Below are 25,335 nucleotides of genomic sequence, written 5' to 3'. Positions count from 1 at the left end.
GTCTCACATTAGTAGGCGTCGAGGCCACCGCGTCTTTCGCGGCTGCCCGGTGTCCGGAAAGTGCCGGAGTGATGCGCCGGTGCCCGCGGACTCAAGCGCCGCGCTCCAGGGGCAGACCGGCGTCGCGCCAGGCGACGATGCCGCCGGCCAGACTGTAGGCATCGAAGCCGGCGGTGCGGGCGGTGGTCGCGAAGCGCAGCGAGAGCTCGCCGACGGGGCACACGAAGACGACGGGGCGGGAGCGGGGGAAAGGGATACCGTGGGTGAACATGTCGTCGAGTTGGTCGTCGCGAATGTTGATGGCGCCGGGGACGTGGCCGATGCGGTAGGCCATGGCCCCTCTGGTGTCGACGACGGTCGGTCGGGCGGTGCGATCGAGATCGGCGAGTTCGTCGGGGGACAGCACCGGTGTCGCGGCCAATTCGGTCGCGGTGGGCTGCGGCCTGCGGTCGGTGCGGTCGAAGAGATCCGGCCTGCGCTTCTTGATATAGGACAGGTACGGTTCCAGGCGATCGCAGACGATGAAAACGGCGACGACGGGGCCATCGGTGGTGGAAGCCGCTGTGGCGCGCAAGGTTTCGAGTGCCGCGGCATAACTGGCGCCACTGGTCGGGCCCGCGAGAATGCCGTAGCCGGTGGCAAGGCGCAGCGTCGCGTCGACGGCGCTGGGGGCGTCGACGGTGACGATACGGTCGTAGAAGTCGGGTTGGAACAGACCGACGTCCCACATTTCGCTCTCCGAGCGGATGCCGGGGATGAAGTCGGTGCGGTCGGAAACCACGGCGATGGTGCGTAATTCGGGATTGTGTTTGCGCAGGTAGGTGGCGGTGCCACGGGTGGAACCTGTGGTGCCGAGACCGCCGATGAGGTAGTCGACACGGGTGATGCCGTCAGCGGCGAGATCCTCGTGGATTTCGCGGCCGGTCCCGTGGTGATGGGCCTCGATGTTCTTCTCGTTGGTGTACTGCGAGGCGTGGTAGTACGCGTCGGGATCCTTGGCCATCGTCGCCTCGATGACCGAATACACATCGTTCGGTGTAGTCGGGTCCGGGCACTCGGACAGTCCGGGCAGCTCCACGATGTCGGTGCCGAACAGCTGCAACAGATCCCGCACCTCGGCGACCTTGATCCGGTTGGTGACCGCACGCAGCCCGACGCCGTACACCGCGCCGAGTATCCGCAGCGCCTTGGCGGTATTGCCGCTGGACGCCTCGATGAGGGTCTGCCCGTTCGCCCGGATCTCGTCGAGATCGTCGCGAATCATGCCCCACGCCACTCGGTCCTTGACCGAGCCGAAAGGATTGTGCGACTCCAGCTTCGCGTACAGCTCGACGTTCTCCAGTCCGTGCACGGCAGGATCGAGGCGCAGCAGCGGAGTGTTCCCGATGAGTTCGGTGATGTGGTCGTAGCGCATTACGGCGCTCCATCGTTGTCGGCGTGGGAGGCGTGGCGCAGCACCGGCGGTCGATGCCGACCGCGTGCGGCAGACGGGTGCGGCGGCAGTCCGACCGGCACAGGCGGTTCGTAATCGCCGTCGCGGCACGCCTGGAAACTGCCCGCGCGGTGGGTGACGGCAAGCTTGGTCGGCACCGGATGCATCGAGGCCGTCGCCGCCGACAGATCCATGTGATAGGCGCCGGTATTGGGGAAGACCACGAGGTCGCCCGGCTCCGGCCGCTGCGGCAGCCATACCTTGTGATTGGTGATGAGATCGCGTTCCAGGCACAGCCGACCGGCGAAATACACCGCCACCGGACCGGATTCGGGCATCGGATGCAGTGTCGTCGAGGTGTCGCCCACTGGGCGCAGCGGTGTCACCGTAGCGTGGCCGACGTGTGCGTCCGGGCGGTGGGCGTTGCCGGACAGCACGATGGGGTCGACCATGACCTCCTGATCCGCCGGCGTCACCAGATCACGGCTGATGTCGAGATTGACAACCACGGTGCCATCGGCCAGCTCCTTGACGAACTCGACCTTCGCCACCGTCACGCCGGCATGATCGACAAGTGCCTTGCCGGGCTCCAGCCACAATTCGAGCATATTGTCCCCGGCGACTTGCGCCACGGTGCGCCCACCGTGGCGCTCCAGTGGCGCGGCCAGCAGGTCGGCGAGCATCGTGGTCGCGGGCACGGTATTGGCGTACTTGTGGAACACCGGAATACCGTGCACCGCACCGCCGTCGACGTGATAGCCGAAAGTATTGTTCCCCCAGCTCATCTGCGCGCCACGGCCGAGCAGTGCCTCGCGCAGCGCGAGCACGTAGCCGTCGAAGCGGTCCGCGTCGGCGGTGAAGACCTGACGAAAGCCGCCACCGATGTTCAGCACCGACGGTGTCAGACCGTGGTCGTAGGCCTGTTCGACCAAGGCCAGGCAGGCATCGATGGCTCTGATGCGTTCGGCAGGCTCACCCGAGTCGATATGAAAGGCGAAGCCGAGGAAGGTGATTCGGCTGCGACTGGCCGACAGTAGATCGAAGGCGCGGTCGAGGTGCGCGAGCGGTACGCCGAACCGGCTCGCCGATGCCGCCGCGAAACCGGAAACACGCAGCAGTACCGGCACTTTCGTGCGGTCGCCCGCCAGTTCGGCAATTCGGCGTAGCTCCCACAGGTTGTCGACATTGATGGTGACGCCACAGTCGATCAGCTCCCGCAGGAATGCTTCGCCTTTCGGCCCGGTCACCTCGATGCGCGTCGCATCGAAACCCGCTGCGATCGCGCTGCCCAGCTCCTGCGGTGAGGCGACATCGATGGCGACGCCTGCATGCTCGGCTGTCCGGACGAACGCGCGCGACTGGTTCACCTTGTGCGCGTAGCAGATTCGGTAGTGCGACACTTGCAGGTCCAGGACGGCACGGAATCGTGTGAGGTTCTCGGCATAGACTTGCGGGAACACCAGATGTACCGGGGAGCCGAAGCGGACCACCGTGTCTTCGACGGCGTCGCGCGAGTCGAGGAAGGCGCGCACCAGCGGGTGGATCTTTGCTGGTAGCGCCGGTAGCGGCGCCGTCATACCGCGGTTTCCGATGGGGCGGTTGTCGACGTATCGATCGCCGCGGGCTTGTCCGCGGCCGGGTTGTAGCCGCCGTCGCGTATGGCCTCGAATGCGCGGGCCCGATTGCGCGGGCTGCGGAATTCCGCGACGACCCGTTTGCTGATCAGATCGATGTCGACGACCTTGATCCCCATAGACTCCAGCACCCCGGTGATCGTGCGGACACAGTGTTTGCAGTTCATGTCCGGCACGTAGAACACCTGGTCCTCGGCGGTCGCCTCGCCACCGGCGGTCAGTTCATCGAGCTCGGCGCTTACCTCGTTGATCTCGCAGCGCCTGGCGAGCCAGCCGAAGACAGTGACGAACTGGTCCACCACCAGCGGCAACAGGGTGTAGTGCCCGCCGCCGAGGTGGTGTGGCATCGCGGCAAGGCAGGCGGGCCGGGTGTTGGACGGCAGCAGCGCGTACTGGCGGGAGATCAGGTCGAGATCGTCGTGGTATTTGGCGATCGCATCTTCGACGCTCAACCCCTCCACCCTCGTGGCACGCCGCATGACGTTGTGCGCATCCTCGATGGTCGAGTCCTTCATCGCGCGCAGCATCGCCACGCTGTCCGCGGTGTAGCGGACGGTCCCGTCGGGCTGGGTGGCCAGGGTCACCGGAATCATTCCGCGCCGATAGGTCGAGGCTTGCAGCTCCCAAAACCAGCGGGTCGCGACCGAAGAGAAGAGCCCGGAATCACGCATTCCTTCGGCGAATTCGGCCGCGCCGCGATACGGCGTCTGCCGGGCGAGCAGCGCGTGCTGGGCCAATGCCCGCCCGGTTGCTTCGACGCCGACGCGGAGGATGTCCATGGGTTCGTGATCGGTGGTGGTAGCCGCCAGCACCGCGTGCTCGCGCAGGCCGAGTGTGCTGATGCGTTCGGCGAGAGCAGAATTCGCGGCCAACGCGTGCCAGAGCGTCAGCACCGTCTCGCGCATGGCGATCGGGACGAGCGGCCCCAGCCCATCGGATCGGAAGTGGCCGGTGTTGGGGATTCCGTCGCTGTCGGTCCAGGCGATCCGATGTGTGGCGCTGGTGATCTGGTAGGGACGGCAGGGGCGCATGAACCGCTCCAGGTACAGCCGCTGCGAAAAGGTGAGATGGCTGTTCGATTCGGGACGCAGTGCGGCACAGGTGTATTCGATCCTGCGAGCCGCGGGGACAGGGATGGGCGTAGCGAACAATCCGGGCTGGGCAAGTCCGGCCAGCACTCGGGAAGCGGCCCGCCGGTCGTAGCGCGGGGAGCCGTCGATACTCATCGGACCTCCATGGCGATGGTCATGACACATTCCGTGAAGCGGTCTATCTCCTCGAGCGTGTTGTAGATGTGTGTGCTTACCCGAACCGAATCGTCGGCATCGTCGGCCGCGGCGGCCGGCGTGCAGTGGGCGCCGGTGCGCACGAGGAAACCTAGCTCGCTGAGGACGAATCCGAGGTCGGTGGCGGAGATTCCGGCGAGAGTGAACGACAGGATCCCGTAGCCGATCGCACACGGCGCGTGCGCGGGCCCCGGCAGGAATTCCAGGCCGGGTACCTGGCGCAGATTGGCGATCAGGCGCAGCGTGAGCTCGCGATTGTGCTCGGCTATCGCCCCGATATCGAAGGACTCCAGGACTTCCAATGCGCTGCCGAGCGCGAGGATGCCCGGGATGTTCTGGGTGCCGCCCTCCAGTAGATCCGGCATACCGGTCGGGACGAGCCCGGCGTCGGTGAGCTCGACTCCGGAATTGCCACCGGGGAGGAACGGCAGCAGTTGATCGTGAATTCGACGGTGACAGTACAGGATTCCGGTCCCCGGCGCGCCGAACATCTTGTGCGCGGCGAACACTGCGAAGTCGGCGCCGAGTTCGGTCACGTTCACCGGCAGGTGCCCGCCGCTCTGGCTGCAGTCGAAACACAGCAACACCGAGGGGTCCAGCCTGCCGCGCAGTTCCTCCAGAGTGGTCAGTCCGCCGAAGACGTGATGCAAGTGACTGGTGGTGATCAACCGGGTACGCGGGGTGAGCTTGGCCAGGATGTCGGCGGTGTCCGCCTCACCGAGTTCGGTCACCCGATAGGGGACCAACTCGACGTGGCGACCGAACCGGGCCAGCACTCGACGCAGATGGTGCCACGGGTGGACATTGGAGGCGTGATCGCGTGGGCTGTAAAGAATTTCGTCGCCGTCCTCCAGCGCGCCGAGGCCCCAGGACAGTGCGACGGCGTTGAGCGCGGCGGTCGCGCCACCGGTGAAAACGACCTCGTCAGGGTGTTCGGCGGCGATGAATGCCGCGGTACGCGCCCGTATCCTGCTGATCTGCCCGGTCAGGCTGGTTGCCCACGGGTAGGTGCCGCGACCGGCGTTGGCGGTGCGCGAGCTGTGATACCGGTGGATGGCCTCGATGACCGGCAGCGGCTTCTGTGTGGTTGCGGCGCTGTCGAGGTAGACCGCGGTGGATTCGGCGAGAGCGGGAAAAAGTCGGCGCGCGGCGGCGGATGGGGAGATCGGCGGTTCCGGCACCGCCGGTACGTGCGACCGGGTGGCCGCAGGCCGGGTGAGGTGCGACCCGGACGCAGGTGAACGCAACGTGTCGCTCCCTTCCGAGAACCGCTGGACGCCAATAACGATACGCACTTTGCGAAGGGCGTTCGAAGGTTTCTCGTACACAACGTCTTTCACGCGTCACGGGCGCGGCGATCGTTCAGTATCTGCCCTGCAGGTACTCGACGAGATGTTCGCGTTCGGTGGCGAGTTCGGAGATCGCGCTCTTGACTACGTCGCCGATGCTGACGATGCCGATCAACTGCCCGTCGTGCACCACGGGCAGATGCCTGATCCGGTGCTCGGTCATGGTCCTGCGCAGTCCGTCGACCAGGTCGTCCGGTGCGCAGGTGTGCACGTCGACGGTCATGATCTCCGATACTCGGGTGTCCAGCAGGTCCGCGCCGCGTGCGTGCAGGCTCCGGACCACATCGCGTTCGGAGACGATGCCGGCGATCCGGCTGCCGTCCGGCGATACCACCACCGCTCCGATGTTGTATTCGGCCAGCGCGGCCAGCAGGTTGCGCACCGTCGTGTCGGGCGGCACGGTGGCCACCTCGGTGCCTTTTCTACGCAAGATCTCCGCAATTCGCATATTTCCACCATCCATATGTCGCGGCAGTTCTAAGGATCTCTCGTTCGCGACCATGTGACCAGCACAAATCCGCATCAGGTCGCGACGAGGTCTCGAGCTGGGGCTGTGGACCTACAGACGGCGCGCGATGCTGCGGTCGAGATCGCGGGCCAACAGCGCGATCGCCGCCTGGGAGATGCCCGCCGAGGTGGCCAGGTCGATGGTAGTGAGCTGGGAGATACGGCGCAGACGATAGTCGACGGTGTTCGGGTGGACATACAGCTGCTTCGCGGTCAGCTGGCGGTTCATATCGTTGCCGAGATAGGCGCGCATCGTGTCGAACAATTCGGGGTGCGCGTCCAGTGGATCGAGAATGGTGGCGATCCGCCGGGTCGCGGGGCCGCCGCGCGTGAGCTGGTACTCCACGGCCAGGTCGGCCATCTGGTACAGGCCGGGTGCGCGTCCGGCCACCCGGACCAGGTTGAGTAGCTCGTGCGCCTGCTCGGCAGCCTCCGGGATCTGCTCGGTGTTACCCAGGACCGGCGTCGCGGTGAGCGGCACCGCCGCGGCCTCGGTGAGCAGCGCGAGTACCTCGCCGGTGAGCATCACCGCGCCCTCGTCGACCGGGATCAGCAGCGTGCCGCCCTTGGTGCTGAGCAGGGCCAGGACGCGGGAGTCGAAAACGGTGGCCAACGCCGACTGCAACCGGCGCAACTTGCGGCGCGCTGCGACCTGCTCGTCGACCCGAGAGTCTCGCTCGTCCGGATGTTCCGGAATCGACAGGGCCACCACCTGGTACGACTCGGCGATGGGGATGCCAGCCTGCCGCGCCAATGCGGAGCTGCTGCGTCCGCTCAGCAGGGCCGAGGCCAATGTCTGTGCCGCAGTTTGGTGTTCGCGCGCGACGAGGTGCTGTTCGTCTACGTAGGCGTCCGACACCGCGGCGGTGATCGCTTCGAGCAGTTCGAGCATCAGATCGGTGGCGACGAGCAACTCGTCGACATCATCGGCCTTGGCCCGCGCGGTCACGAGACCGAACGCGATCCGGAGTCCTTCGTGGTAGGCGCGCAGGATGGTACCGAGCGGCACGGCTTCCCGTGCCCATTGTGCCGCGGCTTCGCGGACCTCGTCGAGCTGTTCGTCGTCGGGTACCGCGCGCTTGTCGAACATTTCGGCGGCGAGCGCAAGACAGCTGCGGGTCAGTTTGGTGACGTCACCGCGCAGTTGCTCGCCCGGCAGCGTGCGGCAGGGGGCCATGCAGGTGGCGAAGTAGCCCACCATGCGCGAGGTCACCCGATCGGTGTTCTGCAACGGAACCGACGCCGGTTGCCCGCCGATTTCCAACGCCGTGTCAGGCGTGTTGATGGACAGATCCAGCGTCGAGAAGGTCATACACGTCGCTCCAGTAACCACGTCGGGCGTAATAGAACTGAGCCCGAATCGTGTGCATCACTATACGAAATTGTGATGAATGTGGGTAGCGATCCGTGAGATCTGTTGTCAGACCCTGCGATTGTCCGAGTAGATATCCCGTCGCGCTGTGGTGTCATAAAGTTTCGGCGCCGTGGCGGGGTGTCCGACTGATCGGTCGCGTGGAATTAGCGTCGACCAAAATCGGAGCGGCCGGTCTGTTTTTTATTGCGCACCAACCGGATGTGGTGACTATTCGTCGTCGAGTCCGGCGGAGAGGTAGGCGGCCGCGGCGAGCCACTGCCTGCACTGTGGTCCATGGACGTCGTGAATGTGCAGAATTTCGCGGGCCAGTCGGTAGGTGAGAGCGCGGGGCTCGGTGCCGCAATCCGGTGGTGTGAAGTCGGGAACTGCACGTGGCCGCACCATTTCGATCCCGGTGGCGCCGGCAAACGCAACTCGGTGGGGAGTTCGGAATGGCTGACTCATCGACCGCCCCTCGCATATGAGATGGGGAGGCTGATCGCGCCGGCGCGAACTCCCTGCGTACCTCCCGGATTATGGCTCCGAGTTTAGGCTGTTGTCGCTTACAGATGCAAGTACATTTGCACGAACGGCCGAGCGAAAACACCGGCGGCCCTTGGCGCATAGCCCAGGACCGCCGGTGTCGAAGTGTCGTTGTGAGGCCGACTACGGCTTGCGTGCGACGGCGCCGTACGCGGAGATGGGCCGAATATCGCCCACCTCGGTCTCGCCTGCCCTCCACTCCGTGATGGAGACGAAACCGGGCTCGACCAACTCGAGACCGTCGAAGACAGCCTGGATTTGGGCCTGCGGCCGCGGCGTATAGGGATCGCCGCCGGTGCCGGTGTAGTTCTCACACAGCGTGACGTAGGCCTGGCTGTCGTCGGTGCCGTCCCACATGACGAGGTAACTGCCCGACGGCACGGCGTCGAGCACCGTGTGCACGATCCGCAGCAGTTCGTCATAGGTCTTGGCGTGGCCGAGCACGCCCATGAACATGACGCCGATCGGCTCGTTGAAGTTCAGCACGTTCTTCGCGTCGGAGACGATCTGCTCCGGGTTGTGGAAGTCGCAGTCGACGTAGGTGGTCACACCCTCGTCCGAGGTGCTGGTCAGCAGCGCTCTGGCATGTGTCAGTACCAGCGGATCGTTATCGACGTAAACGATTTTCGCTTCGGGGATGACGCTCTGGGCGACCTCATGGGTGTTCTGCATGGTCGGCAGGCCGGTGCCGATGTCCAAGAACTGGCGGATCCCCTGCTCGCCCGCAAGGTAGCGCACGGCACGGATCAGGAACTGCCTGGACTGCACGGCCATGGTGGTGATGTCGGGGTCGACCTCGACGCCGGCGTCACCGGCGATCTGATCGATTTCGTAGTAGTCCTTACCGCCCATCCAGTAGTTCCAGATTCGCGCCGAATGGGGAATGTCGGTGCGGATCAATGGGCTGTGGTCGTCGGGCATGGGTGGGGGCTCCTCAGCAAGCAGGTGCGGCACGCGGGGCGAGCTGGCGCGGCGGGTGTCGCTAATGACTGGTACATCCGATGTGCACTGTGACAGTACAAGATTCGCGCCGCAGGGACGGTCGGGATCGGTGAGCTGAGCACGGTATTTCGCGGGTCGGAACGGCCGCCCGTTCAGAGCGGACCGCAGGGTCCGAAATAGTAGGCGCGTGAGGGTGAACTTCGTGCTATCGTCCCAATTGTCAGTGCAGATGCAAGAACGTTTGAGAGTGCATCTGCAAGAACTGACTCGAGTTGATCCACTGGCGCAACCGAGGAGTGGGGAAATGTCGGATACATCTACCAACAAGATCGATGGCAGCTGGCGCAAGAGCTCGTTCAGTAACCCGAGCGGGAACTGCGTCGAAGTGGCAGAGGCGACCAATAACCTGATAGCCGTTCGGAACTCGCGGGACCCGGAAGGCGGAGTGCTCTTCTATACGCGTCCGGAGATCGATGCGTTCGTCCGCGGCGCGAAGGCCGGCGAGTTCGACGATCTCACTAGCTGAGCGGTAACATTGGCGGTCGGTGCGGTGTGTTTCGAACTGGGGTGTTTGTGACACACTGTGGTCAAACCCGAGTATCGGAGATGACTTCATGATCGCAGAACCCGATGACGACGGTCGTGTGCAATCGGTTGTCGCGGAACGTGGTCCGACCGTGCTTCGGATCGCACTGGGCGGCCAATTGCGCAAGCTCCGGGAGAAGGCGAATATCACCCGGGAGGCCGCGGGCGACGCCATCCGTGGTTCGCATGCCAAGATCAGTCGGCTCGAGCTGGGCCGCACCGGCTTCAAAGAACGCGACATTCGAGATCTGCTGACCCTCTATGGCGTCGATGACCCCGTGGAGCGGGAACGATTCCTGGACCTGGCCAGACAGGCGAACGAACCGGGCTGGTGGCATCGCTACAACGATCTGCTGCCGTCCTGGTTCGGCACCTATCTGGGTTTGGAGCAGGCGGCCAACAAGATTCGCACCTACGAGGCGAATCTGATTCCTGGACTGTTGCAGACTCCCGAATACGCCAGGGCGGTCGTCTCCCTCGGTTACGAGGACGCCGACATGGATCGGCGGGTCGCGGTGCGTCAGCGCAGGAAAGAGATCTTGTTCCGGCAGGATCCGCCCGTCGTGTGGGCGGTGATCGATGAGGCCGCGCTGCACCGGCCGGTCGGCGGCGCGCGCGTCCAGCGTGAGCAGATGGAACATCTCATCAAGCTCTCCGAACTACCCAACGTCACCATCCAGGTGTTGCCGTACGCGGCAGGGGAGCACGCGGCGGCAGGCAGCTCGTTCAGCATCCTGCGCTTCGCCGAGCCCGAGTTGCCCGATATCGTTTACCTCGAGCACCTCACCAGTGCGCTGTACCTGGATCGTCGGCAAGATCTGGCGCTGTACCTGTCGGTTATGGACCGGCTGAGTGTGCAGTCCGAGCGTCCGGAGAAGTCCGTGGAGATTCTCCGGGGGTACGCCCAGGGGGAGTGAGGTCCGGCGGTTCGCCGTCGGCCCCGGTTTTCATTCGATCGCGCCCGTTTCGTGGGCCATCATGCCGGCTCGTGCCCGGGGCGGCTTGTTGCTGGTTGAGCGATCGGGCTGCACATAGCGATAGATTTGGCGTCGGCGCGCACGCCGACCGCAGATGCCTGCGGATCAGTGGGGCGCAGAGTCGCTCAGTATGGGGTGAACCCGTGCGTTCGGGTTATCACACAGCGCGAGGTGCGGCGGGGCGCCGATGGGCGCAGGACACCGCAGGTGCCGCGGGACGCTCTGTATCACGCAGCGGCACAACAGTATTCGGTGCCTGCGCGCGCTACCTCACTGCTTGATAAAAGTGGAGGCGATGCGCCAGAACGCATCCGGCTGCAGGACCTCGAGATCCCAGTCGTCGGCCATCGCATGTGCGGTGGTGACGATCCGGTCGATGTCGAAATCATGGCGGGTGGCCGCGCCGGTGGATTCGACGGCGTGGATCACGAACGCGACGGCAGTCTCCCGCGTGAGTGCGGCAGGCCGCTGGCCCGATCGTGACGACGGTGTGCTCATATTCGTACCGTTCGCTGGCTGGTCGGCCAGTGCGGCATCGGCTATTCCGAGCCGGCCGCCGTGAAGTGGTTGGTCCATTCGAACGCCCCTGACGTCTGGCGGCAGCAAACCCATGGCGACATTGGCCCTTGGCTCGCCCACGCGGCCTCCCCTGGTTGTCCCCTATATAGCGTTGCGGGACTGAGTTTAGGTCGGTGCGCCTTTCAGATGCAAGTACATCTGCACGATCGATTGCGTGTGCGCAGAGGCGATTTCGTGTCTGCTAACCGCCCGCGAACGCGTGGCGGAAGCGCGTTCCGCCGGGCAACTCAGTTGGCGTTGACGAGGACATCGGTGCTGTAGTGAACCTGGGTGCCCGGCTCGACATATCGGTCTGCCGCGCTGCGCCACGCAAGGAAATGGTCGGTGAATCGATGCGCTTCCGCTGCCTCGTCATCGACATATACCTGGTACAGGAAGAACCGGTGCGGATCCACGCGGTCGGCACAGACATCGAACCGGAGGCAACCCGGCTCCTCACGCACCGACGCGGCGGCGCTGCGGCCGACGGCGGCCAGAAATTCGGCGCGAGAACCGGGCCGGATCTTCAGGGACACGATGCGGCTGAACACAGTGACGGACTCCAATCGGGGACGTGCACAAGTCAATCGGTCGGGGCGGCACCGCCTTGGGCGACCGACTGGTTATCTAAATTTTCGATCGCGGAAGTCACCGGAATGGCACCTGAGATCAGTTCGAGTGTCGCTCCCGCGGTCTGCGGGGCGTGCAGAATTCCCGCCAGGACCGCGGCGACATCGGCGCGCGGGATGGCGCCGCGCGGCAGCGGCGGCGGACCGAGCGTCACGAGGCCGGTGGCGGGAGTGTCGAGGAGGCGGCCGGGGCGCAGGATCGTCCAGTCCAGATCGCGGGCACGCAGGTCGTCTTCGGCTTGGGTTTTGGCATCGATGTAGGCCGTCCAGACCTCATCGCTGCCCGCCGCGGGCGGCGCTCCGGCACCCATCGTGGAGATCTGCACGAAACGGCGCACGCCGGCCTGCTCGGCGGCGGTGGCGAGTAGCACCGAACCGCCCTTGTCGACCGTGTACTTGCGCTCCACGCTGCTGCCCGGGCCCGCGCCAGCGGCGAAAACGACGGCGTCATAGCCCTGGATGGCCGCGGCGACGTCGCCGAGCGCAGCATGTTCGAGGTCGAGCACCACGGCGCGAGCGCCGGTGGCGGCGATGTCGGTTGCTTGCTCGGGTTTGCGGATCATACTGTCGACCTTGTCACCGCGTTCGGTCAGCAATTCGGCGAGCAGCAGTGCGATCTTTCCGTGTCCGCCTGCGATGACGACGCGCATGGGGTGGTCCTCTCCGGTCGGTGTCGCGTGATATTCGGTGCGGTGATCAGCGTTCGGGTCCGCCCGGGTTGCAACCGGCTTGGACGATGGCCTGGTAGTCGAGCGCTGGACGCCAGGGTTCGAGATTCCAACTCGGTTTGTTCGGCGCCACCATGCGGGCCCAATGCCAGTGACATACGAACTGGTCGCGCATGCCGGGTGTATCGGCCGCTGCGGACTGCGCGAGCACTTCCTGCCAGGCGCGGTCCTCGGAGCCGGGGAAAGTAGTGTGCCGCCCGGCCGGTGTCGGGAAGACGAGCAGCCGCGGGCCATCGATGGCTACTGTCCACTCGATGTGGTCGATGAGTGCTTGATCAGCATAGGGATCGACGGTCGGAGTCGCGGCAGATGACGTCGAGATCGACGTCGCGGTGGCGGCAATGGAGGTCGTGACGGCGGGCGGGTCGAGCGTCGTGGCTGCCACCGACGCCGGCTGATCGGTTTCGCAACCGCTGATCGCGAGCAGCAGGGTGGCGCAGAGCAGAAGTGCCGCGCCGGACAGCATCGACGGGCGAGGTAGGCGCCTGCCCGGATAGGGCGGAATCGGGTTCACTGGGTCACTGTCGTTCCTCCCGCATGGTCATCGCCACCGAGCGTAGCCAAGGTTCGCCGGTGCGGCATATGACCGGCGCACCTCTGGTCGTGGTGTGCGACTGCGGCGGAGAGTCAGACGGGTCGCGGTGACAGCGAGGTCGGGGTTCCGCCGGTCCTCAGTGCCACAGCGAACGGCACGGCAGCGGTCGGAGCTCGGGTCGCACCTTGTTGTCCACGGTGACCACCAGCCCGGCTTGCACCGCGGCGGAGGTGAACTCCCACGCCTCGGCGCGGGTGGCGGCGTATTCGAGGATCAGAGCCTCGTCGGGTGTCGGTCCATCGAAGTAGACGGTGATCCGACGGGTGGGTGGCTCCTGGGCGTACTCCCGGTCGGTCAGTTTTCGCGCAGTGCCGGCCATGCCACTGTCTCCTTCCGCCACCGGCGCGGCAACGACGCCGGTACTTGTGACGGTAGGTCCCCACCATTGTGGGGAATATGGTGAACCTCGGCTGTTGGACATCTCACACGGCCGATGCCGGGCTATAGGGGGTTCTCACCAGGGCCGATGCACTATCGTCACGACCAGTCACGCGAAACTTGTGACTTGTCAAAATGTTTCGCTCCAAATATGTAACTGTGGTCCGTTGTTGTAAACGATGGTCACAACGTTGGACCCATTCTGGAGGCATCGTCGATGAGGCAGGCCCTACGTTCTAGGCGCAAGTGGAGATCCGGCAGGGGGGTGGTGCGCACGGTCGGTGCGATGGCCGCCGGTCTACTGATGGTGGTTGCGGTCGCGGGGACCGGTCACAGCGCACCGATATACCCGGCGGCGGATCCGGACCCGTTCTATGCGATCCCCGCGAATCTGGCGGACATGAAGCCCGGCGACGTCATCGCCACCCGCACGATGCCCCCACTGCCGATCTTCCCGGACACCACCGTGACGGTGGTGCGGTTCCGGTCGATCAACTCCCAGCGCAAGCCGATCGCGGCGACCACCACGGTGCTGACGCCGCGCGGACACAAGAAGGACGGCCCGCTGCTGTCCTATCAGCACATCATCAACGGCCTCGGCGCAGAATGCTCGGTCTCACGGGTGCTGTACACCGACGATCCAAATCTGATGGTGCGTGAGGCGCCGGCGTGGAACGTTTTGCTGCAGCAGGGTTGGACGGTCGCGCTGCCCGATCACCTCGGGCCCCAGTTCGCCTATGGCGCGGCGAAATTGGGTGGTCAGATCACCCTGGACGGTGTCCGCGCCGTCAAGCAGGTCTCCGAGCTGCAGGTGGAGAAGAGCCAGGTGGGCATGGTCGGCTACTCCGGCGGTGGCATGGCCACCGCATGGGCGGCCGCGCTGGCGCCACAGTATGCGCCGGAACTCGACATCGTCGGTGCGGCCATGGGCGGGGTGCCCATGAATCTGGTGAAGATGCTCGAGGCGCTCGGTCTCGGTTCGCATCCGGTGTTCGGGCTTGCGCTGGCCGCCGGGCTCGGTCTGGAACGCGAGTACCCCGACCGGTTCCCGCTCAGCGACCAGCTGAACGACCGCGGGCTCGCCGCCCGCGCGGCCATGGCCAACAGCTGCACCAATGACATCCTGGCCGCGGGTGCCGGACACGGCGCGATGGACTTCGCGAAGACGACGTCGATGATCAACGACGGCGACGCCCGCGCGGTGGTGGAGGAGAATAGCCTCGAACTCTACGACGGCGTGCCGAAAGCGCCGGTCTTCGAATGGCACTCGCCGATCGATGGGCTCATCCCGGTCGACGCGATCACCAACACCGACCGTCGCTGGTGTGCGGCAGGGGCGCGGGTGGAGGCACAAGTGACGCCGGTGCCCGATCATCTGACCGCGGCGGTGCTCGGCATCCCGGCGGCGCTCAGCTGGCTGAACGCCCGTTTTCAGGGGGAGCCCGCACCCAGCAACTGCTGAGGACCCACCACGTAGATACCAACGGGCCGAAGGCGATTCCACCGAATTGCCTTCGGCCCGGTTGTTGCGATATGGCGACATGACACACACAACTCGGGCACAGCGGAATCTCGGACCATGCACGGCGGGTTAGCCTGACTCTTCGAGCCCCGGTGCGACAGGGGGCATTTCGGGGTCGAGGACTCCCGTCATCTCCAGCACCAGGCAACCGACGTCGCACGCAGAGGGTGTGTCATGAGATGTTTGCGTGCGTTGTTCTTCGCTCTGTTACTGGTGTGCCCGCCGGTGCTCGGGCAGGCGGCCGCGGAGCCGCCGCCCGACCCGACCGCACGGCCTGGATTGCCTGCGCTATCCGATCTTTCGGGACTGCCCGGGCTGTTGACTCCGGAGAGCGGCTCACTCCTACCCGGCCTGCAGGAATGGATCGACCGGGTGCTGCCCCCGCCGCCCATCCCGTTCGCGCCGGCGCCGGACCCTGACCCGATGCTGTCGACCACTGGTCTGACGCCCGCGCTCGCCGCGCTGCGGCGGGCGGTGCTGCCCGCACCGGTTGGTGATCCGATCTTCGACGCGTGGCCTGCGAATCTGGAGGATTTCGCCGAGGGCCAGTTGCTCGAGGTCAGGGACATCACCCCCACCGCCGGGCCGCTGATCCTCGTCCCCATCAGACAGGCGCTGTTGCTGAAGTTCCGCACCACCGACGCGCACGGGCTGCCGTCGTATGCGACGGCGACGCTGATTGTGCCGACCAGCGCGTGGGCGGGCCCTGGGAGCAGGCCCGTAGTGGTCAACAACCTGCCGATCGACGCCCTCGGCCGCGACTGCACGCCCGGCTACAGTCTCGCGCACGGATTCTCGACGAAGACCAGCTTCACCGATTTCATCCCACCGACAACACCATTGGCGGTGCTGCGCGGGTATGCCGTGCTGATTCCCGACCACGAGGGACCCTGGATGGCCTACGCGGAGCCGTATGTGGCGGGTCATGCCGTGCTCGACGCGATTCGTGCGGTGCGCGAGCTGCGCCCGGAGGAATTCGGTGACAGCAAGTTCGCGATGGCCGGATATTCCGGCGGTGCGATCGCCACCCATGGCGCAGTCAAACTGATCGACAGCTATGCGCCGGAGTTGGCCGAGGTGATCGTCGGAGCCGCGCTGGGTGGGGTGCCCGCCGATTTCGAGATCCTCGCGCGGAGCATGAACGGCAATCTCGCCTCGGGGGTGTTCATGGCCGCGATCTTCGCCATCGGCAGGGAACGTCCGGAGATACTCGCGCGGATGAACAACCTGGCGCAGTGGGTGGCGACCTCGCCGGTGAAAGACCTGTGCGGCAACGGCTTCGGGATCGCCGGTGTGCTCATGCTGCCTCTCGATGTGGCTGCGAACTTCGCCGACCCGCTGCACTCCGAGCTCGCTGCGCAGATCTACCGGGTGACCAGGATGGAAGGCGTGAAGTCGGCAACGCCGCTCTACATCTACAACGGCGAGCAGGAATTCTGGATTCCGGCCGAGGGAGCTCGCAATCTCTATCACGAGCAGTGCGGTCTCGGTGTCCCCTCGGTCTATCGCAGTGTGCTCGGTGAGCATGTCATTGCCGCAGGCCTCGGCTATCCAGAGGCGATGGTCTGGCTGGATCAGCGGCTACAGGGCGTGCCTGCGCTCGACGAATGCTGAGATTTGCTCGTCTGCCGGACCTCCTCGTTGCGCTTGCCGTGGAATCGGCGATTAATGACACGTGATAGTGATACGCGTTTTCCGTTGTCGTGGTGCCCAGACTTTCCGTCGAGCGCAGCGAGCGCTGACCGCTGTGCCGGTACGGTGGGCCGGTCCGGACGCGGTGACAGACCGGATCGGCGGATGCTGCCGATGAACAACACCGCGGCCGTTGGGCCGGAGCAAGCGTCGCACCAGGCACGAGCCCTGGTCGGCCGCCATTATCGAATGACCGATCACTATGAGGTCGGGCGGGAGAAGATCCGCGAATTCGCCCGGGCTGTGCAGGACGATCACCCGGCACACCGGCAGGAATCGGCAGCGTGGGAGCTGGGCTACGACGGGCTGATCGCACCGCTGACCTTTCCGTCGATCGTCTGGCTGCTGATGCAGCGCAAGATGTTCGAATCGGTGATCACCGGTTACGACATCAGCCAGGTCCTGCAGACCGAGCAGACCATCCACATGCATCGGCCGATCGTCGCGGGTGACCAGTTACGCTGCGACTCGTTTATCGAGTCGTTTCGGCAGTTCGGCGACAACGACTTCATGGTGACCAAGAACGTCCTCACCAACCAGCACAAGGAGCTGTTGCAGACCGCGTGCACCACGGTGGTGGCGCGTACCGGCACCGAGGTCGCCCCCGACCTCGCGGCGGCGGTCGACGGCGTCATCATGACCGGCCAGGCGCTTGCCGATCGGCTCGGCGCGGCGCAGCGGCGCACATCCCCGACAGCGGACCCGGGACTCGTCGAATGCTCCGACGACCTGCCCGCGGGACCGGTCGATGAGGCGCAGGTACGGGAGCGATGCAGCGTCCCCACCTTCGATCAGCTGCGGGTCGGTGCGGAACTACCTGCCCGTATCGTGTCGCTCACCCGCGGCGACCTGGTGAATTACGCTGGGGTGTCGGGTGATTCGAATCCGATCCATTTCAGCGACCAGGTCGCCTGTGCCGCGGGTCTGCCCGATGTGGTGTCGCACGGACTGCTGACCATGGGCCTCGGCGCGGGGTATCTCACCGAATGGCTGGGTGATCCGGCCGCCGTCACTACATACGGCGTACGGTTCGCCGGGTTCGCTCCGGTCGCGCAGACCGAGCACAGCCGGATCGAGTTCCGTGGTCGGATCAAGTCGCTCGATCCCGATCGCCGTGCGGCGATCGTCGCCCTCACCGCCACTTCCGACGGCAGGAAGCTGTTCGGGCGCGCGACGGCAGAAGTTCTACTGCGCTGATCCGCGACGGTAGGCGACGAGATCGGGAGGCCCCCGGCGGGTGCTTCGCGACGTGGGCGCGTGGGTGCGGAACCTGGGCGGCCTGTCGGCTTCGAGTCCCCTCGTCCATGGGGTGAGGCCTCTGCGGGAAGGCTGTGTCGAAGCCGTGAGATGAGCGTATTCGTCCGACACGCCGATCGAGAGGCGGTCGTCGTGGAATGCGTAATGCCCGGTACTACCGCCGATTCGCGTGGGATTGTCACCATGCAATCGCGTGGTGACCGGCGCGTGGCCGGTGCATCCGTGGTGCCTCGGATGCCTGTGCCTGTGCACGAATATCTGTGCGGTTGAGGCACTTTGGCCGTAGAAAGTCACGGTCGTGACATGGCAGACTCGGAGCATGCCTGCATCGGAGCTACGAGAAGGGGATGGCCCCCCGTTTGCCGGAAGTGTGGCCGCCGACGGCGGACCCACGGTGCTGCGCATGATTCTCGGCGGCCGCATGCGACGGCTGCGAGAAGCGTGCGGGATCAGCCGGGAGGACGCGGGCGAGGCCATTCGCGGATCACATTCGAAGATCAGCCGACTAGAGCTGGGCCGGGTCGGTTTCCGGCAACGCGATCTCGTCGATCTGCTCGCCTTCTACGGGGTCACCGATCCTGCGGAATTGGCGGAGTTCATCGAGCTGGCGCAGCAGGCCAGCGCATCGGGCTGGTGGCACCGCGACACCGACTGGCTGCCCAAATGGTTCGACACCTATCTCGGCCTGGAACAGGCGGCGCGGCTGATTCGCTGCTACGAGCCGCGGGCGGTGCCCGAACTGTTGCAGACCGCCGACTACGCCCGCGCCCTGCTGACGCTCGCTCATCCCGACGAGCCGGACGAGGCGATCGAACGCCGGGTGGCGCTGCGCATGCGCCGACAAGAGATTTTGGTGCGTCGTGACCCGCCGCAGTTCTGGGTGACAGTCGACGAGGCGGCATTGCGGCGTCCGATCGGTGGCTCGACCGTGTGGCGTGGGCAGTTGGACCACTTGGTCCGGCTCGCCGCGCAACCGCATATCAGCGTCCAAGTGCTCGCCGATCATGTCGGCGGACCCGCGATCGCGGACGGTGCATTCACCATGCTGCGGTTCGCGGAGCCCGACCTGCCCGATATCGTCTACCTCCAGCAGTTGACCAGCGCCCTGTACCTGGACAAACGAGCCGATCTCGATGCCTATCTCCGGGTGGGGAACGTGCTGTCGGTGCATGCCGCGCCGCCGGAATACACCATCGGACTGCTCGAAGCGCTGCGGGAGCGGATGCCACGCACCGTTGATCGGCCGTCGGACACCGGCGATCAGCAGTAGCCGCAGTGCGCCTACGTCGCCTCGTTCGCGTCCGGTCCGCCGAGTAGTAGCCGTTTGAGGATCTTCCCGGTCTCACCGCGCGGTAGGTCGTTGAGAAAGGTGACGTCGCGCGGCACTGAGAAGCGGCTGAGCCGGTGCCGGATATAGCTGCGCACCATGTCCGAATCCAGGCCCGCGCCTTCCCTTTTCACCACGAAGGCGGCCAGCCGCTGGCCGTATTCGTGGTCCGGCACGCCGACCACCGCCACCTCACTGACCTGGGGGAGATGAGAAAGCGCCTCTTCGACCGGCCGTGGGAAGACGTTCTCGCCGCCGGAAATGATCATTTCGTCGTCGCGGCCCGCGATGAACAGCCGCCCTGCGGCATCGAGGTACCCGAGATCGCCGGTGTCGAGCATGCCGTCGGCCTCGCTGGGAGGTGCGGCATTGACGTAGCCGTCGAACAGCATGTGATTGCCGACGAAGATGTGCCCGGTCGCGCCGACCGGTAGCGGTTTCAGGTCGGGCCCGAGGACGCCGATCTTGGTGCCGAGCGGCGGACGGCCCGCGGTGGTCGGCGCGGTCCGCAGATCGTCAGGGTCGGCGATGGTCGCCCAGGAGACCTCTGTCGAGCCGTACACGTTGTAGAGGATGTCGCCGAAGGTATCCATGAAATTCAGCACCGTCGCGGCCGCGAGCGGCGCTCCGCAACTGGCGACGACCCGCAGGCTGGAGGTGTCGTAGCGAGCGCGCACGGGTGTGGGCAACTCGAGGATGCGGTGCACCATGATCGGCACGGCGATCAGCGTCGTCACGCGATGCTCGGCGATCAGGCGCAGGCAGTCCTCGGCGTCGAAATGTTCCGGCAGCACCACCGTTGCGCGCAGTGGCGTGCTCATCTGCAATGCCGCGAGGCCCCAGGTGTGGAACAGCGGGGCCGGGATGAGCATGGTGTCGTTCATGCGGAACGGAATCCGGGACAGCAGGGCGGCGATGGTGCCGAAACCCTTCGGGTGCGGGCGGCGCGCGCCCTTCGGCGTGCCGGAGGTGCCCGAGGTGAGTACGACCAGTTTGCCCGGTTGCGTTGGCTTACGAAAGTCCTTGTGCCCGTGTGCTATCAGATCATCGATCGTGGTTTCGCCCGGCGTCGGCGGGGTGTCGTCGGTGGTGTAGCGGGGGATGTCGGCGTGCAGATACTGGACGAGCGGATCGAATTCGGCGTCCACGAACAGCGCAGACAGCTTGTCGCGCTGCACGATTTCCTCGATCCGCCGGGCGGGCAGCCCGGTGTTCAGCAACACGGCGTCGATACCGAGCTTGCCTGCGGCGACCATGGTTTCGACCATGCCTGCATGATTGCGCGCCAGCAGTCCGACCGCGTCTCCCGCGTTCAGCCCGAGTGCCGCCATCGCGGCGGCCAAGGCTTGGGTGCGGTCGTGCATCTCTGTGAAGGTGCGCTGCCCCCGGCAGTCGATAACGGCCGCACGGTGCGGGGACTGCACGGCCGCGGCGGCGTAGCCACCGGCCATGTTGAATCCCCATTCGGCCAGACGGCGCAGCTGCCGGAACGCCGAGTCCGGTCGATAGGTGCGCCCTACCCCGGAGGTCATGATCTGTTTCGCGACACCGGCTCTGAGCCGCAGGGGCGAGTTCTCGCCGTTGACGATCACCGAGGTCGGCGCGGCGCGGACGAGGTCGGCAAGCAATCGCAGGCCGGCGTTCGTCCAATCGACGATCGCGGCGTTGGTCAGCTCGGCCAGATGCGGATGCACTCGGCCCGGCGCGAAATAGGTGACACAGATCCTGGTCTGCCCGTGCTCGTCGCGCAATCGCACCGAGGCGAAGCTGCCGAGCATAGGGAAGCGGAGCTCGAAGCTCTCCAGCTCCTGATCCACGATCAATTGCATGGTGTGGGAACGGATGCCGGCCTCGGCCGACCCGACCCGCACCAGCAGCACCGGATGGCCTGCGACGGTCTCCAACGGTTCGCAGGCGCCGACGCCTTCGAATATTCGTGGATAGGTTTGCGGATCCAGCAGCAGATCCCACACCGCTTTGCGGGCGATCGCGAATTCGGCGACTACATCGATGACATCGGTAATCAACTACGTGCAATTCTGGCAGGCGGTGCCGGACACTTGCGGGTCCGGCGCCGCGGTCTCACATCGGGTACAGGTTGTGCTTGCGAGGGTTTGGTTAGGCTCCGGCTTCCTTCTCCCTGAGCAGCCGCAGCGCGTGCCGAATTCCAGTCGGGTGCGGGCGGGTTCGATGACGGCGTCATATAACCGCGCTCGGCGGCGATCCACGGTGTGGCGACGGTTGCGTTGTAGCTATTGATCATGAAGTCTCGCACGGCGGACCGCTGGTCGGCGGGGACTTGGGCCAATTTGCGCTTGCCGACGATGTCTACCGCGCTCTCCGCGCCCATCACCGCGATCGGCGCGGTGGGCCACGCCAGGCTGATGTCCGCACCGAGCTTCGCCACCCCCACGGCCCCGTAGGCTCCGCGGCAACCTCCAGAACGCCGCGCAGGTGCTCCAGCTTGTCTCTCGTACTCGCCATGCCGGATGCCGCCTTTCGGCCTCGTCTTCCCCAGGCGGACGGTATCCATAGCGCAATCTACGACCGAGCGATTCTCCGGCCTCCTGGGCAGCTCACAGCGCCGCCCGAGGGGAGTTGGACGATGTCACGACAGCAATCGGTCCGCACGCTGGTGTGCCGCTCGGCGGGCAAACGTCGAGCTCAACCGACGGTCGGGGGGTGCGGGAACTGGATCTCTGCGACAACTGGGCCCAACTATTGTCCCTATGAGACAATTAGCTGCTAAGCTGTCGGTATGGGTGGCGACGATGGTGTCGACCTGGATGGCCGGAGGCTGCGTACGAGGCGTAGTCGGGCGGCCATGTCGGCTGCTGCCTTCGATTTGCTCACCGAGCGGGGGCTCGATTCGGTCGCGGTGGAGGACATCGCGGTGCGCGCCGGGGTGACGAGGCGGACTTTCAGTCGGCACTTCTCGTCGATCGAGGAGGCTGTGCTCGCCGATCTCGACCAGGATGTGCACCTGTTCAACGACGCGTTGTGCGCCAGGCCGCTCGATGAGCCACCACTGGCTGCTTATCGCAATGCCATTCATGACTGGCTGGATGCCGAATACAGTGGCCCGCGTGCGGAACTGCTTGTTCGCCGCTGGGAGCTGTTCCAGCGATTCGACGACGAGCCCGCGCTGTTCGCGGGCTACCAGCGCATCCGTCTTGCGGGGCAACAGGAATCGGTGCGCATCATCGCCGCGCGCATGGGTACAGATCCAGTAGCGGATCTGCGCCCGGCTGCGGCCGTTGCGGTGGGCTCCGGGATGCTCATCGCGGCGCTGCAGGCTTGGGCCGTCGGCGCGGATCCCAGCAGCCTGCCCGAGCTCATCGAAGGGTTCTTCGCCACTCTCGCCGGGCTGACCAGCGATATCCATCACGAGGAGGCACCGTCATGACCGCACGGCCGGTGCAAGCGAATGCAGTCCGTCGGACCTGTCGGCGCGTCGGGTTGGATCGTAATCCGATGCGTAGACGGGAAGATCGCCTCCAATCGGTGGCGGGCGCGCTATTGCTGCTGTTGTTCATTATCGTCGTTCCGGTGGCGGTCATGACTATCGGCGTCCGCGTCTACGAGACCGAAACCCGTGTCGCGCAAGCGGAGGCGGCGCAGCTGCACCAGGTCGACGCGACGGTCGTCGAGGTCGGCAAGACGCCGCTGTATGCGCCGATGACACCGGCGAAGGTGACCTGGAGCGATCCCGACGGCACCACTCACACCAGCGACTATCAGGCGACCGGAATAGTGAAAACCGGTGGCACCGTCAAGATTTGGCTCGACAGCACGGGAAAGGTCACCCATCCGCCCTCGGAGACCCGGGCGCTGAGCAAGGCCGTGCTCATCACCACCAGCGCGGTGTTGGCGGTGCTCGCCTGCTGCGGTGGCTGCTTTGCCCTGCTGCGGCGCGCACTGGACCGCAGGCGCTCGCGACTGTGGGAGACCGAGTGGGCCACAGCGGGACTCACCTGGGGCAACCACGGCACCCGACCGGACCAGAGCTAGCGCGGAAATTCATATGGAGTGCGGTGTGCCCGCCGACCAAGGGTAGGGACAAGGTCGGCGGGCACACCGCGTGCCGGGCCGCTGCGCGGCGAACGCGGGCCTGGCACATCGATAACGTTAGGCACTCGAACAGAACGCCGCTCGGCGGAAAGTAAACATCGGCACATGCTACGAATGGCACCGGTATGCGTTGTGACACAGCACAACTGGCGGTTTCTCGCGGCGGTCTAGACCGGGAAGAGGCTGTGCTTGCGATTCTCGGGTTCGAGTGCGGATTCCTTGTCGCGCAGCAGCCGCAGCGCCTGTCGGATTTCCAGGCGGGTGCGCGACGGTTCGATGACAGCGTCGATGTAACCGCGTTCCGCGGCGATCCACGGGGTCGCGACGGTCTCGTTGTACTGGTTGATCATGTAGTCCCGCACCGCCGCTCGCTGATCGGCGGGCACCTGGGCCAGCTGCCGCTTGCCGACGATGGTGACCATGCTCTCCGCGCCCATCACCGCGATCCGTGCGGTGGGCCAGGCCAGGCTGATGTCCGCGCCGAGCTGCTTGCAGCCCATCACTGCGTAGCCGCCGCCGTAGGCCTTGCGCACCACGACGGTCACGATCGGCACGGTCGACTCGAGGACGGCACGGAAGAAACGCCCACCGCGCTTGATGACGCCGTTGCGCTCCTCCTCGACACCCGGCAGCACACCGGGGGTGTCCACGACGAACACCAGCGGAAGCCGGAAGGCATTGCACAGGCGAATGAAATGGGTCGCCTTGTCCGAGCATTTGGCGTCGATGGCGCCGCCGAGCACCATCGGCTGGTTCGCGATGACGCCGACGCTGCGGCCGTCCACCCGGGTGAAACCGGTGATCAGGTTCTGTGCGGTGGCCGCGCCGATCTCGAGGAAATCGCCGTCGTCGAACAGCCGCAGCAGGATGTCGTGCATGTCGTAGCCCGCGCGGTCGGAATCCGGGATGATGGAGTCCAGCTCGAGGTCGGAGGCGGTGATTTCCGGCTCCAGCCCCGGGTTCACGATCGGGCCCTGCTCCATGACGCTGGACGGCAGGTAACTGAGGTAGTTCCTGGCCCAGTCGAAGGCGGCCTGCTCGGTCTCGGCGACATGATGGACGGTGCCGTTGCCTGCCTGCACCTGCGCGCCACCCAGCTCCTCCATGGTCACGGCCTCGCCGGTGACGTCCTTGATGACCTCGGGCCCGGTGACGAACATGTAGGAGTTCTCGGTCGCGATCAGGATGTCGGTGTTGACCGGCGCGTAGACCGATCCCGCCGCGCACTTGCCGAGCATGATCGAGACCTGTGGAACGAAGCCCGACAGTGGTCCCTGGCGCCTGCTCATCAGGGCGTACCAGGCCAGCGAAGCCACCGCGTCCTGGATTCTGGCGCCGCCGGAGTCGTTGATCGCCACGACCGGGCAGGCATTGTTCAACGCGAAGTCGAGTGCGTTGGCAACCTTGCGGCCGAACATCTCACCGACCGAGCCGCCGAAGACGGTCTGATCGTGCGCGATCACCACCACCGGCCTGCCGTCGATGCGGCCGTGGCCGGTCACCACGCCGTCGCCGTACATCGCGCCCGGCGTGCCCGGCTGGCGGACCAGGGCGCCCAGCTCGATGAAGCTGCCCGCGTCGAGCAGCATCCGGACCCGCTCGCGGGCGCTGGGTATCTCCTTGGCCTTGCGTTTCGCGATGCCGGCTTCGCCGGCCGGCTCCTGGGCGAGCTCCAGGATGCCCTGCAGCTGTTCCAGTTTGTCCCGCGTACCGCTCATGTGTGGTGATGCCCTTCGAAGTCGCTCGCCGTCGCCGTTGCTCCGCCGACCTCGTCATTCGGGGCGCGGCGCTCGATGTTATCGAGGATGACCCAAAGCACACATCCTAGACGGTCCTCATGGGGCAGCTCACAGGTCGCCGGGCGTGCGCTGGCCGTCTGTCGCCCCACCCGTCGTCACGGAGGCGGCGCGGGCCGAGCTCCACGGCGATCCACTGCCGGGGCATCGGTGTGTTGTGGTTGTCCCTGGTG

Annotated in this window: 23 protein-coding genes and 1 pseudogene; 8 read left to right on the top strand and 16 right to left on the bottom strand. The window is 65.7% G+C overall.

Annotated elements, in window-relative coordinates:
- Positions 1–91: 91 nt before the first annotated feature.
- The 8 genes from OHA42_RS28495 to OHA42_RS28460 form a co-directional block, all read right to left on the bottom strand.
- Positions 92–1,414, bottom strand: coding sequence for a pyridoxal-phosphate dependent enzyme (locus tag OHA42_RS28495; RefSeq protein WP_406230876.1), 1,323 nt, complete (start codon positions 1,412–1,414; stop codon positions 92–94).
- Entirely contained in the window at positions 1,414–3,009 is a 1,596-nt protein-coding gene (locus OHA42_RS28490; RefSeq protein WP_406230875.1) for a decarboxylase, read from the bottom strand. The genes OHA42_RS28495 and OHA42_RS28490 overlap by 1 nt, the downstream gene beginning before the upstream one ends.
- Entirely contained in the window at positions 3,006–4,292 is a 1,287-nt protein-coding gene (locus OHA42_RS28485) for a heavy-metal-associated domain-containing protein (RefSeq protein WP_406230874.1), read from the bottom strand. The genes OHA42_RS28490 and OHA42_RS28485 overlap by 4 nt, the downstream gene beginning before the upstream one ends.
- A complete protein-coding gene (locus tag OHA42_RS28480; protein ID WP_406230873.1) occupies positions 4,289–5,599 on the bottom strand; it encodes an aminotransferase class V-fold PLP-dependent enzyme in 1,311 nt (436 codons plus the stop codon). The genes OHA42_RS28485 and OHA42_RS28480 overlap by 4 nt, the downstream gene beginning before the upstream one ends.
- A gap of 115 nt (positions 5,600–5,714) precedes the next feature.
- Entirely contained in the window at positions 5,715–6,149 is a 435-nt protein-coding gene (locus OHA42_RS28475; RefSeq protein ID WP_406230872.1) for a CBS domain-containing protein, read from the bottom strand.
- A 111-nt stretch (positions 6,150–6,260) separates the two neighbouring features.
- Complete coding sequence (locus OHA42_RS28470) at positions 6,261–7,520, bottom strand: PucR family transcriptional regulator (protein WP_406230871.1); 1,260 nt, start codon at positions 7,518–7,520, stop codon at positions 6,261–6,263.
- A 270-nt stretch (positions 7,521–7,790) separates the two neighbouring features.
- Complete coding sequence (locus tag OHA42_RS28465; RefSeq protein ID WP_328402549.1) at positions 7,791–8,027, bottom strand: hypothetical protein; 237 nt, start codon at positions 8,025–8,027, stop codon at positions 7,791–7,793.
- A gap of 201 nt (positions 8,028–8,228) precedes the next feature.
- A complete protein-coding gene (locus OHA42_RS28460; protein WP_406230870.1) occupies positions 8,229–9,026 on the bottom strand; it encodes an SAM-dependent methyltransferase in 798 nt (265 codons plus the stop codon).
- Between the two features lie 325 nt (positions 9,027–9,351).
- Here OHA42_RS28460 and OHA42_RS28455 point away from each other — a divergent pair, with 325 nt between their 5' ends.
- Together OHA42_RS28455 and OHA42_RS28450 are read left to right on the top strand one after the other, a co-directional pair.
- A complete protein-coding gene (locus tag OHA42_RS28455) occupies positions 9,352–9,573 on the top strand; it encodes a DUF397 domain-containing protein (protein ID WP_406230869.1) in 222 nt (73 codons plus the stop codon).
- Positions 9,574–9,661: 88 nt separating this feature from the next.
- The gene (locus tag OHA42_RS28450; protein WP_406230868.1) at positions 9,662–10,549 is read left to right on the top strand and encodes a helix-turn-helix domain-containing protein; all 888 of its coding nucleotides are present in this window, start codon (positions 9,662–9,664) and stop codon (positions 10,547–10,549) included.
- Between the two features lie 330 nt (positions 10,550–10,879).
- On the opposite strand, the gene OHA42_RS28445 is transcribed toward OHA42_RS28450, so the two are convergent.
- From OHA42_RS28445 to OHA42_RS28425, 5 genes are all read right to left on the bottom strand, one after another.
- On the bottom strand, positions 10,880–11,185 hold the full coding sequence (locus tag OHA42_RS28445) for a hypothetical protein (RefSeq protein ID WP_328402542.1): 306 nt from the start codon (positions 11,183–11,185) through the stop codon (positions 10,880–10,882).
- A 230-nt stretch (positions 11,186–11,415) separates the two neighbouring features.
- Positions 11,416–11,718 carry a putative quinol monooxygenase gene (locus OHA42_RS28440; RefSeq protein WP_406230867.1) on the bottom strand — a complete coding sequence of 101 codons (303 nt, stop codon included), beginning with the start codon at positions 11,716–11,718 and terminating at the stop codon, positions 11,416–11,418.
- 32 nt (positions 11,719–11,750) lie between these two features.
- Positions 11,751–12,446, bottom strand: coding sequence for an SDR family oxidoreductase (locus OHA42_RS28435; RefSeq protein ID WP_406230866.1), 696 nt, complete (start codon positions 12,444–12,446; stop codon positions 11,751–11,753).
- Between the two features lie 46 nt (positions 12,447–12,492).
- Positions 12,493–13,038 carry a DUF2599 domain-containing protein gene (locus OHA42_RS28430; RefSeq protein ID WP_406230865.1) on the bottom strand — a complete coding sequence of 182 codons (546 nt, stop codon included), beginning with the start codon at positions 13,036–13,038 and terminating at the stop codon, positions 12,493–12,495.
- 157 nt (positions 13,039–13,195) lie between these two features.
- Complete coding sequence (locus tag OHA42_RS28425; RefSeq protein ID WP_406230864.1) at positions 13,196–13,438, bottom strand: hypothetical protein; 243 nt, start codon at positions 13,436–13,438, stop codon at positions 13,196–13,198.
- Positions 13,439–13,783: 345 nt separating this feature from the next.
- On the opposite strand from OHA42_RS28425, the gene OHA42_RS28420 reads away from it, so the two are divergent.
- From OHA42_RS28420 to OHA42_RS28405, 4 genes are all read left to right on the top strand, one after another.
- Positions 13,784–14,959: a lipase family protein gene (locus OHA42_RS28420; RefSeq protein WP_406230863.1), complete on the top strand. Its 1,176-nt coding sequence runs from the start codon at positions 13,784–13,786 to the stop codon at positions 14,957–14,959.
- A gap of 234 nt (positions 14,960–15,193) precedes the next feature.
- Positions 15,194–16,633, top strand: a complete 1,440-nt coding sequence (locus tag OHA42_RS28415) for a lipase family protein (RefSeq protein WP_406230862.1) — start codon at positions 15,194–15,196, stop codon at positions 16,631–16,633.
- 267 nt (positions 16,634–16,900) lie between these two features.
- Positions 16,901–17,908 carry a fused (3R)-hydroxyacyl-ACP dehydratase subunits HadA/HadB gene (locus tag OHA42_RS28410; protein ID WP_406230861.1) on the top strand — a complete coding sequence of 336 codons (1,008 nt, stop codon included), beginning with the start codon at positions 16,901–16,903 and terminating at the stop codon, positions 17,906–17,908.
- Positions 17,909–18,287: 379 nt separating this feature from the next.
- On the top strand, positions 18,288–19,238 hold the full coding sequence (locus tag OHA42_RS28405) for a helix-turn-helix domain-containing protein (RefSeq protein ID WP_406230860.1): 951 nt from the start codon (positions 18,288–18,290) through the stop codon (positions 19,236–19,238).
- A gap of 11 nt (positions 19,239–19,249) precedes the next feature.
- Here OHA42_RS28405 and OHA42_RS28400 read toward each other — a convergent pair whose 3' ends face one another.
- Together OHA42_RS28400 and OHA42_RS28395 are read right to left on the bottom strand one after the other, a co-directional pair.
- Positions 19,250–21,322 (bottom strand): AMP-binding protein, encoded by a 2,073-nt coding sequence (locus OHA42_RS28400; protein ID WP_406230859.1) that lies wholly within the window; start codon positions 21,320–21,322, stop codon positions 19,250–19,252.
- A 91-nt stretch (positions 21,323–21,413) separates the two neighbouring features.
- Positions 21,414–21,723 (bottom strand): annotated as a pseudogene (locus tag OHA42_RS28395) (carboxyl transferase domain-containing protein); the annotation flags it as partial.
- A gap of 330 nt (positions 21,724–22,053) precedes the next feature.
- Between OHA42_RS28395 and OHA42_RS28390 the strand changes: the two are divergent.
- Positions 22,054–22,701 (top strand): TetR/AcrR family transcriptional regulator, encoded by a 648-nt coding sequence (locus OHA42_RS28390; RefSeq protein ID WP_406230858.1) that lies wholly within the window; start codon positions 22,054–22,056, stop codon positions 22,699–22,701.
- Positions 22,702–22,769: 68 nt separating this feature from the next.
- Positions 22,770–23,306, top strand: coding sequence for a hypothetical protein (locus OHA42_RS28385; protein ID WP_406230857.1), 537 nt, complete (start codon positions 22,770–22,772; stop codon positions 23,304–23,306).
- A gap of 227 nt (positions 23,307–23,533) precedes the next feature.
- Here OHA42_RS28385 and OHA42_RS28380 read toward each other — a convergent pair whose 3' ends face one another.
- A complete protein-coding gene (locus OHA42_RS28380; RefSeq protein ID WP_406230856.1) occupies positions 23,534–25,084 on the bottom strand; it encodes an acyl-CoA carboxylase subunit beta in 1,551 nt (516 codons plus the stop codon).
- Positions 25,085–25,335 lie beyond the last annotated feature (251 nt).

The organism is Nocardia sp. NBC_01009 (assembly GCF_045208035.1).
In the GTDB taxonomy this organism is placed as follows: domain Bacteria; phylum Actinomycetota; class Actinomycetes; order Mycobacteriales; family Mycobacteriaceae; genus Nocardia.
Note: the sequence above shows the minus strand (reverse complement) of the source record. Positions and strands in the feature narration are given on the sequence as shown.

Excerpts from the sequence above, each read along its gene's own strand:
- OHA42_RS28450 (WP_406230868.1), top strand. The coding sequence starts at position 9,662 with ATGATCGCAGAACCCGATGACGACGGTCGTGTGCAATCGGTTGTCGCG.
- OHA42_RS28425 (WP_406230864.1), bottom strand. The coding sequence starts at position 13,438 with ATGGCCGGCACTGCGCGAAAACTGACCGACCGGGAGTACGCCCAGGAG.
- OHA42_RS28435 (WP_406230866.1), bottom strand. The coding sequence starts at position 12,446 with ATGCGCGTCGTCATCGCAGGCGGACACGGAAAGATCGCACTGCTGCTC.
- OHA42_RS28465 (WP_328402549.1), bottom strand. The coding sequence starts at position 8,027 with ATGAGTCAGCCATTCCGAACTCCCCACCGAGTTGCGTTTGCCGGCGCC.
- OHA42_RS28385 (WP_406230857.1), top strand. The coding sequence starts at position 22,770 with ATGCGTAGACGGGAAGATCGCCTCCAATCGGTGGCGGGCGCGCTATTG.
- OHA42_RS28410 (WP_406230861.1), top strand. The coding sequence starts at position 16,901 with ATGACCGATCACTATGAGGTCGGGCGGGAGAAGATCCGCGAATTCGCC.
- OHA42_RS28380 (WP_406230856.1), bottom strand. The coding sequence starts at position 25,084 with ATGAGCGGTACGCGGGACAAACTGGAACAGCTGCAGGGCATCCTGGAG.
- OHA42_RS28495 (WP_406230876.1), bottom strand. The coding sequence starts at position 1,414 with ATGCGCTACGACCACATCACCGAACTCATCGGGAACACTCCGCTGCTG.
- OHA42_RS28415 (WP_406230862.1), top strand. The coding sequence starts at position 15,194 with ATGAGATGTTTGCGTGCGTTGTTCTTCGCTCTGTTACTGGTGTGCCCG.
- OHA42_RS28405 (WP_406230860.1), top strand. The coding sequence starts at position 18,288 with ATGCCTGCATCGGAGCTACGAGAAGGGGATGGCCCCCCGTTTGCCGGA.
- OHA42_RS28485 (WP_406230874.1), bottom strand. The coding sequence starts at position 4,292 with ATGAGTATCGACGGCTCCCCGCGCTACGACCGGCGGGCCGCTTCCCGA.
- OHA42_RS28390 (WP_406230858.1), top strand. The coding sequence starts at position 22,054 with ATGGGTGGCGACGATGGTGTCGACCTGGATGGCCGGAGGCTGCGTACG.
- OHA42_RS28490 (WP_406230875.1), bottom strand. The coding sequence starts at position 3,009 with ATGACGGCGCCGCTACCGGCGCTACCAGCAAAGATCCACCCGCTGGTG.
- OHA42_RS28460 (WP_406230870.1), bottom strand. The coding sequence starts at position 9,026 with ATGCCCGACGACCACAGCCCATTGATCCGCACCGACATTCCCCATTCG.
- OHA42_RS28445 (WP_328402542.1), bottom strand. The coding sequence starts at position 11,185 with ATGGACCAACCACTTCACGGCGGCCGGCTCGGAATAGCCGATGCCGCA.
- OHA42_RS28455 (WP_406230869.1), top strand. The coding sequence starts at position 9,352 with ATGTCGGATACATCTACCAACAAGATCGATGGCAGCTGGCGCAAGAGC.
- OHA42_RS28475 (WP_406230872.1), bottom strand. The coding sequence starts at position 6,149 with ATGCGAATTGCGGAGATCTTGCGTAGAAAAGGCACCGAGGTGGCCACC.
- OHA42_RS28470 (WP_406230871.1), bottom strand. The coding sequence starts at position 7,520 with ATGACCTTCTCGACGCTGGATCTGTCCATCAACACGCCTGACACGGCG.
- OHA42_RS28420 (WP_406230863.1), top strand. The coding sequence starts at position 13,784 with ATGGCCGCCGGTCTACTGATGGTGGTTGCGGTCGCGGGGACCGGTCAC.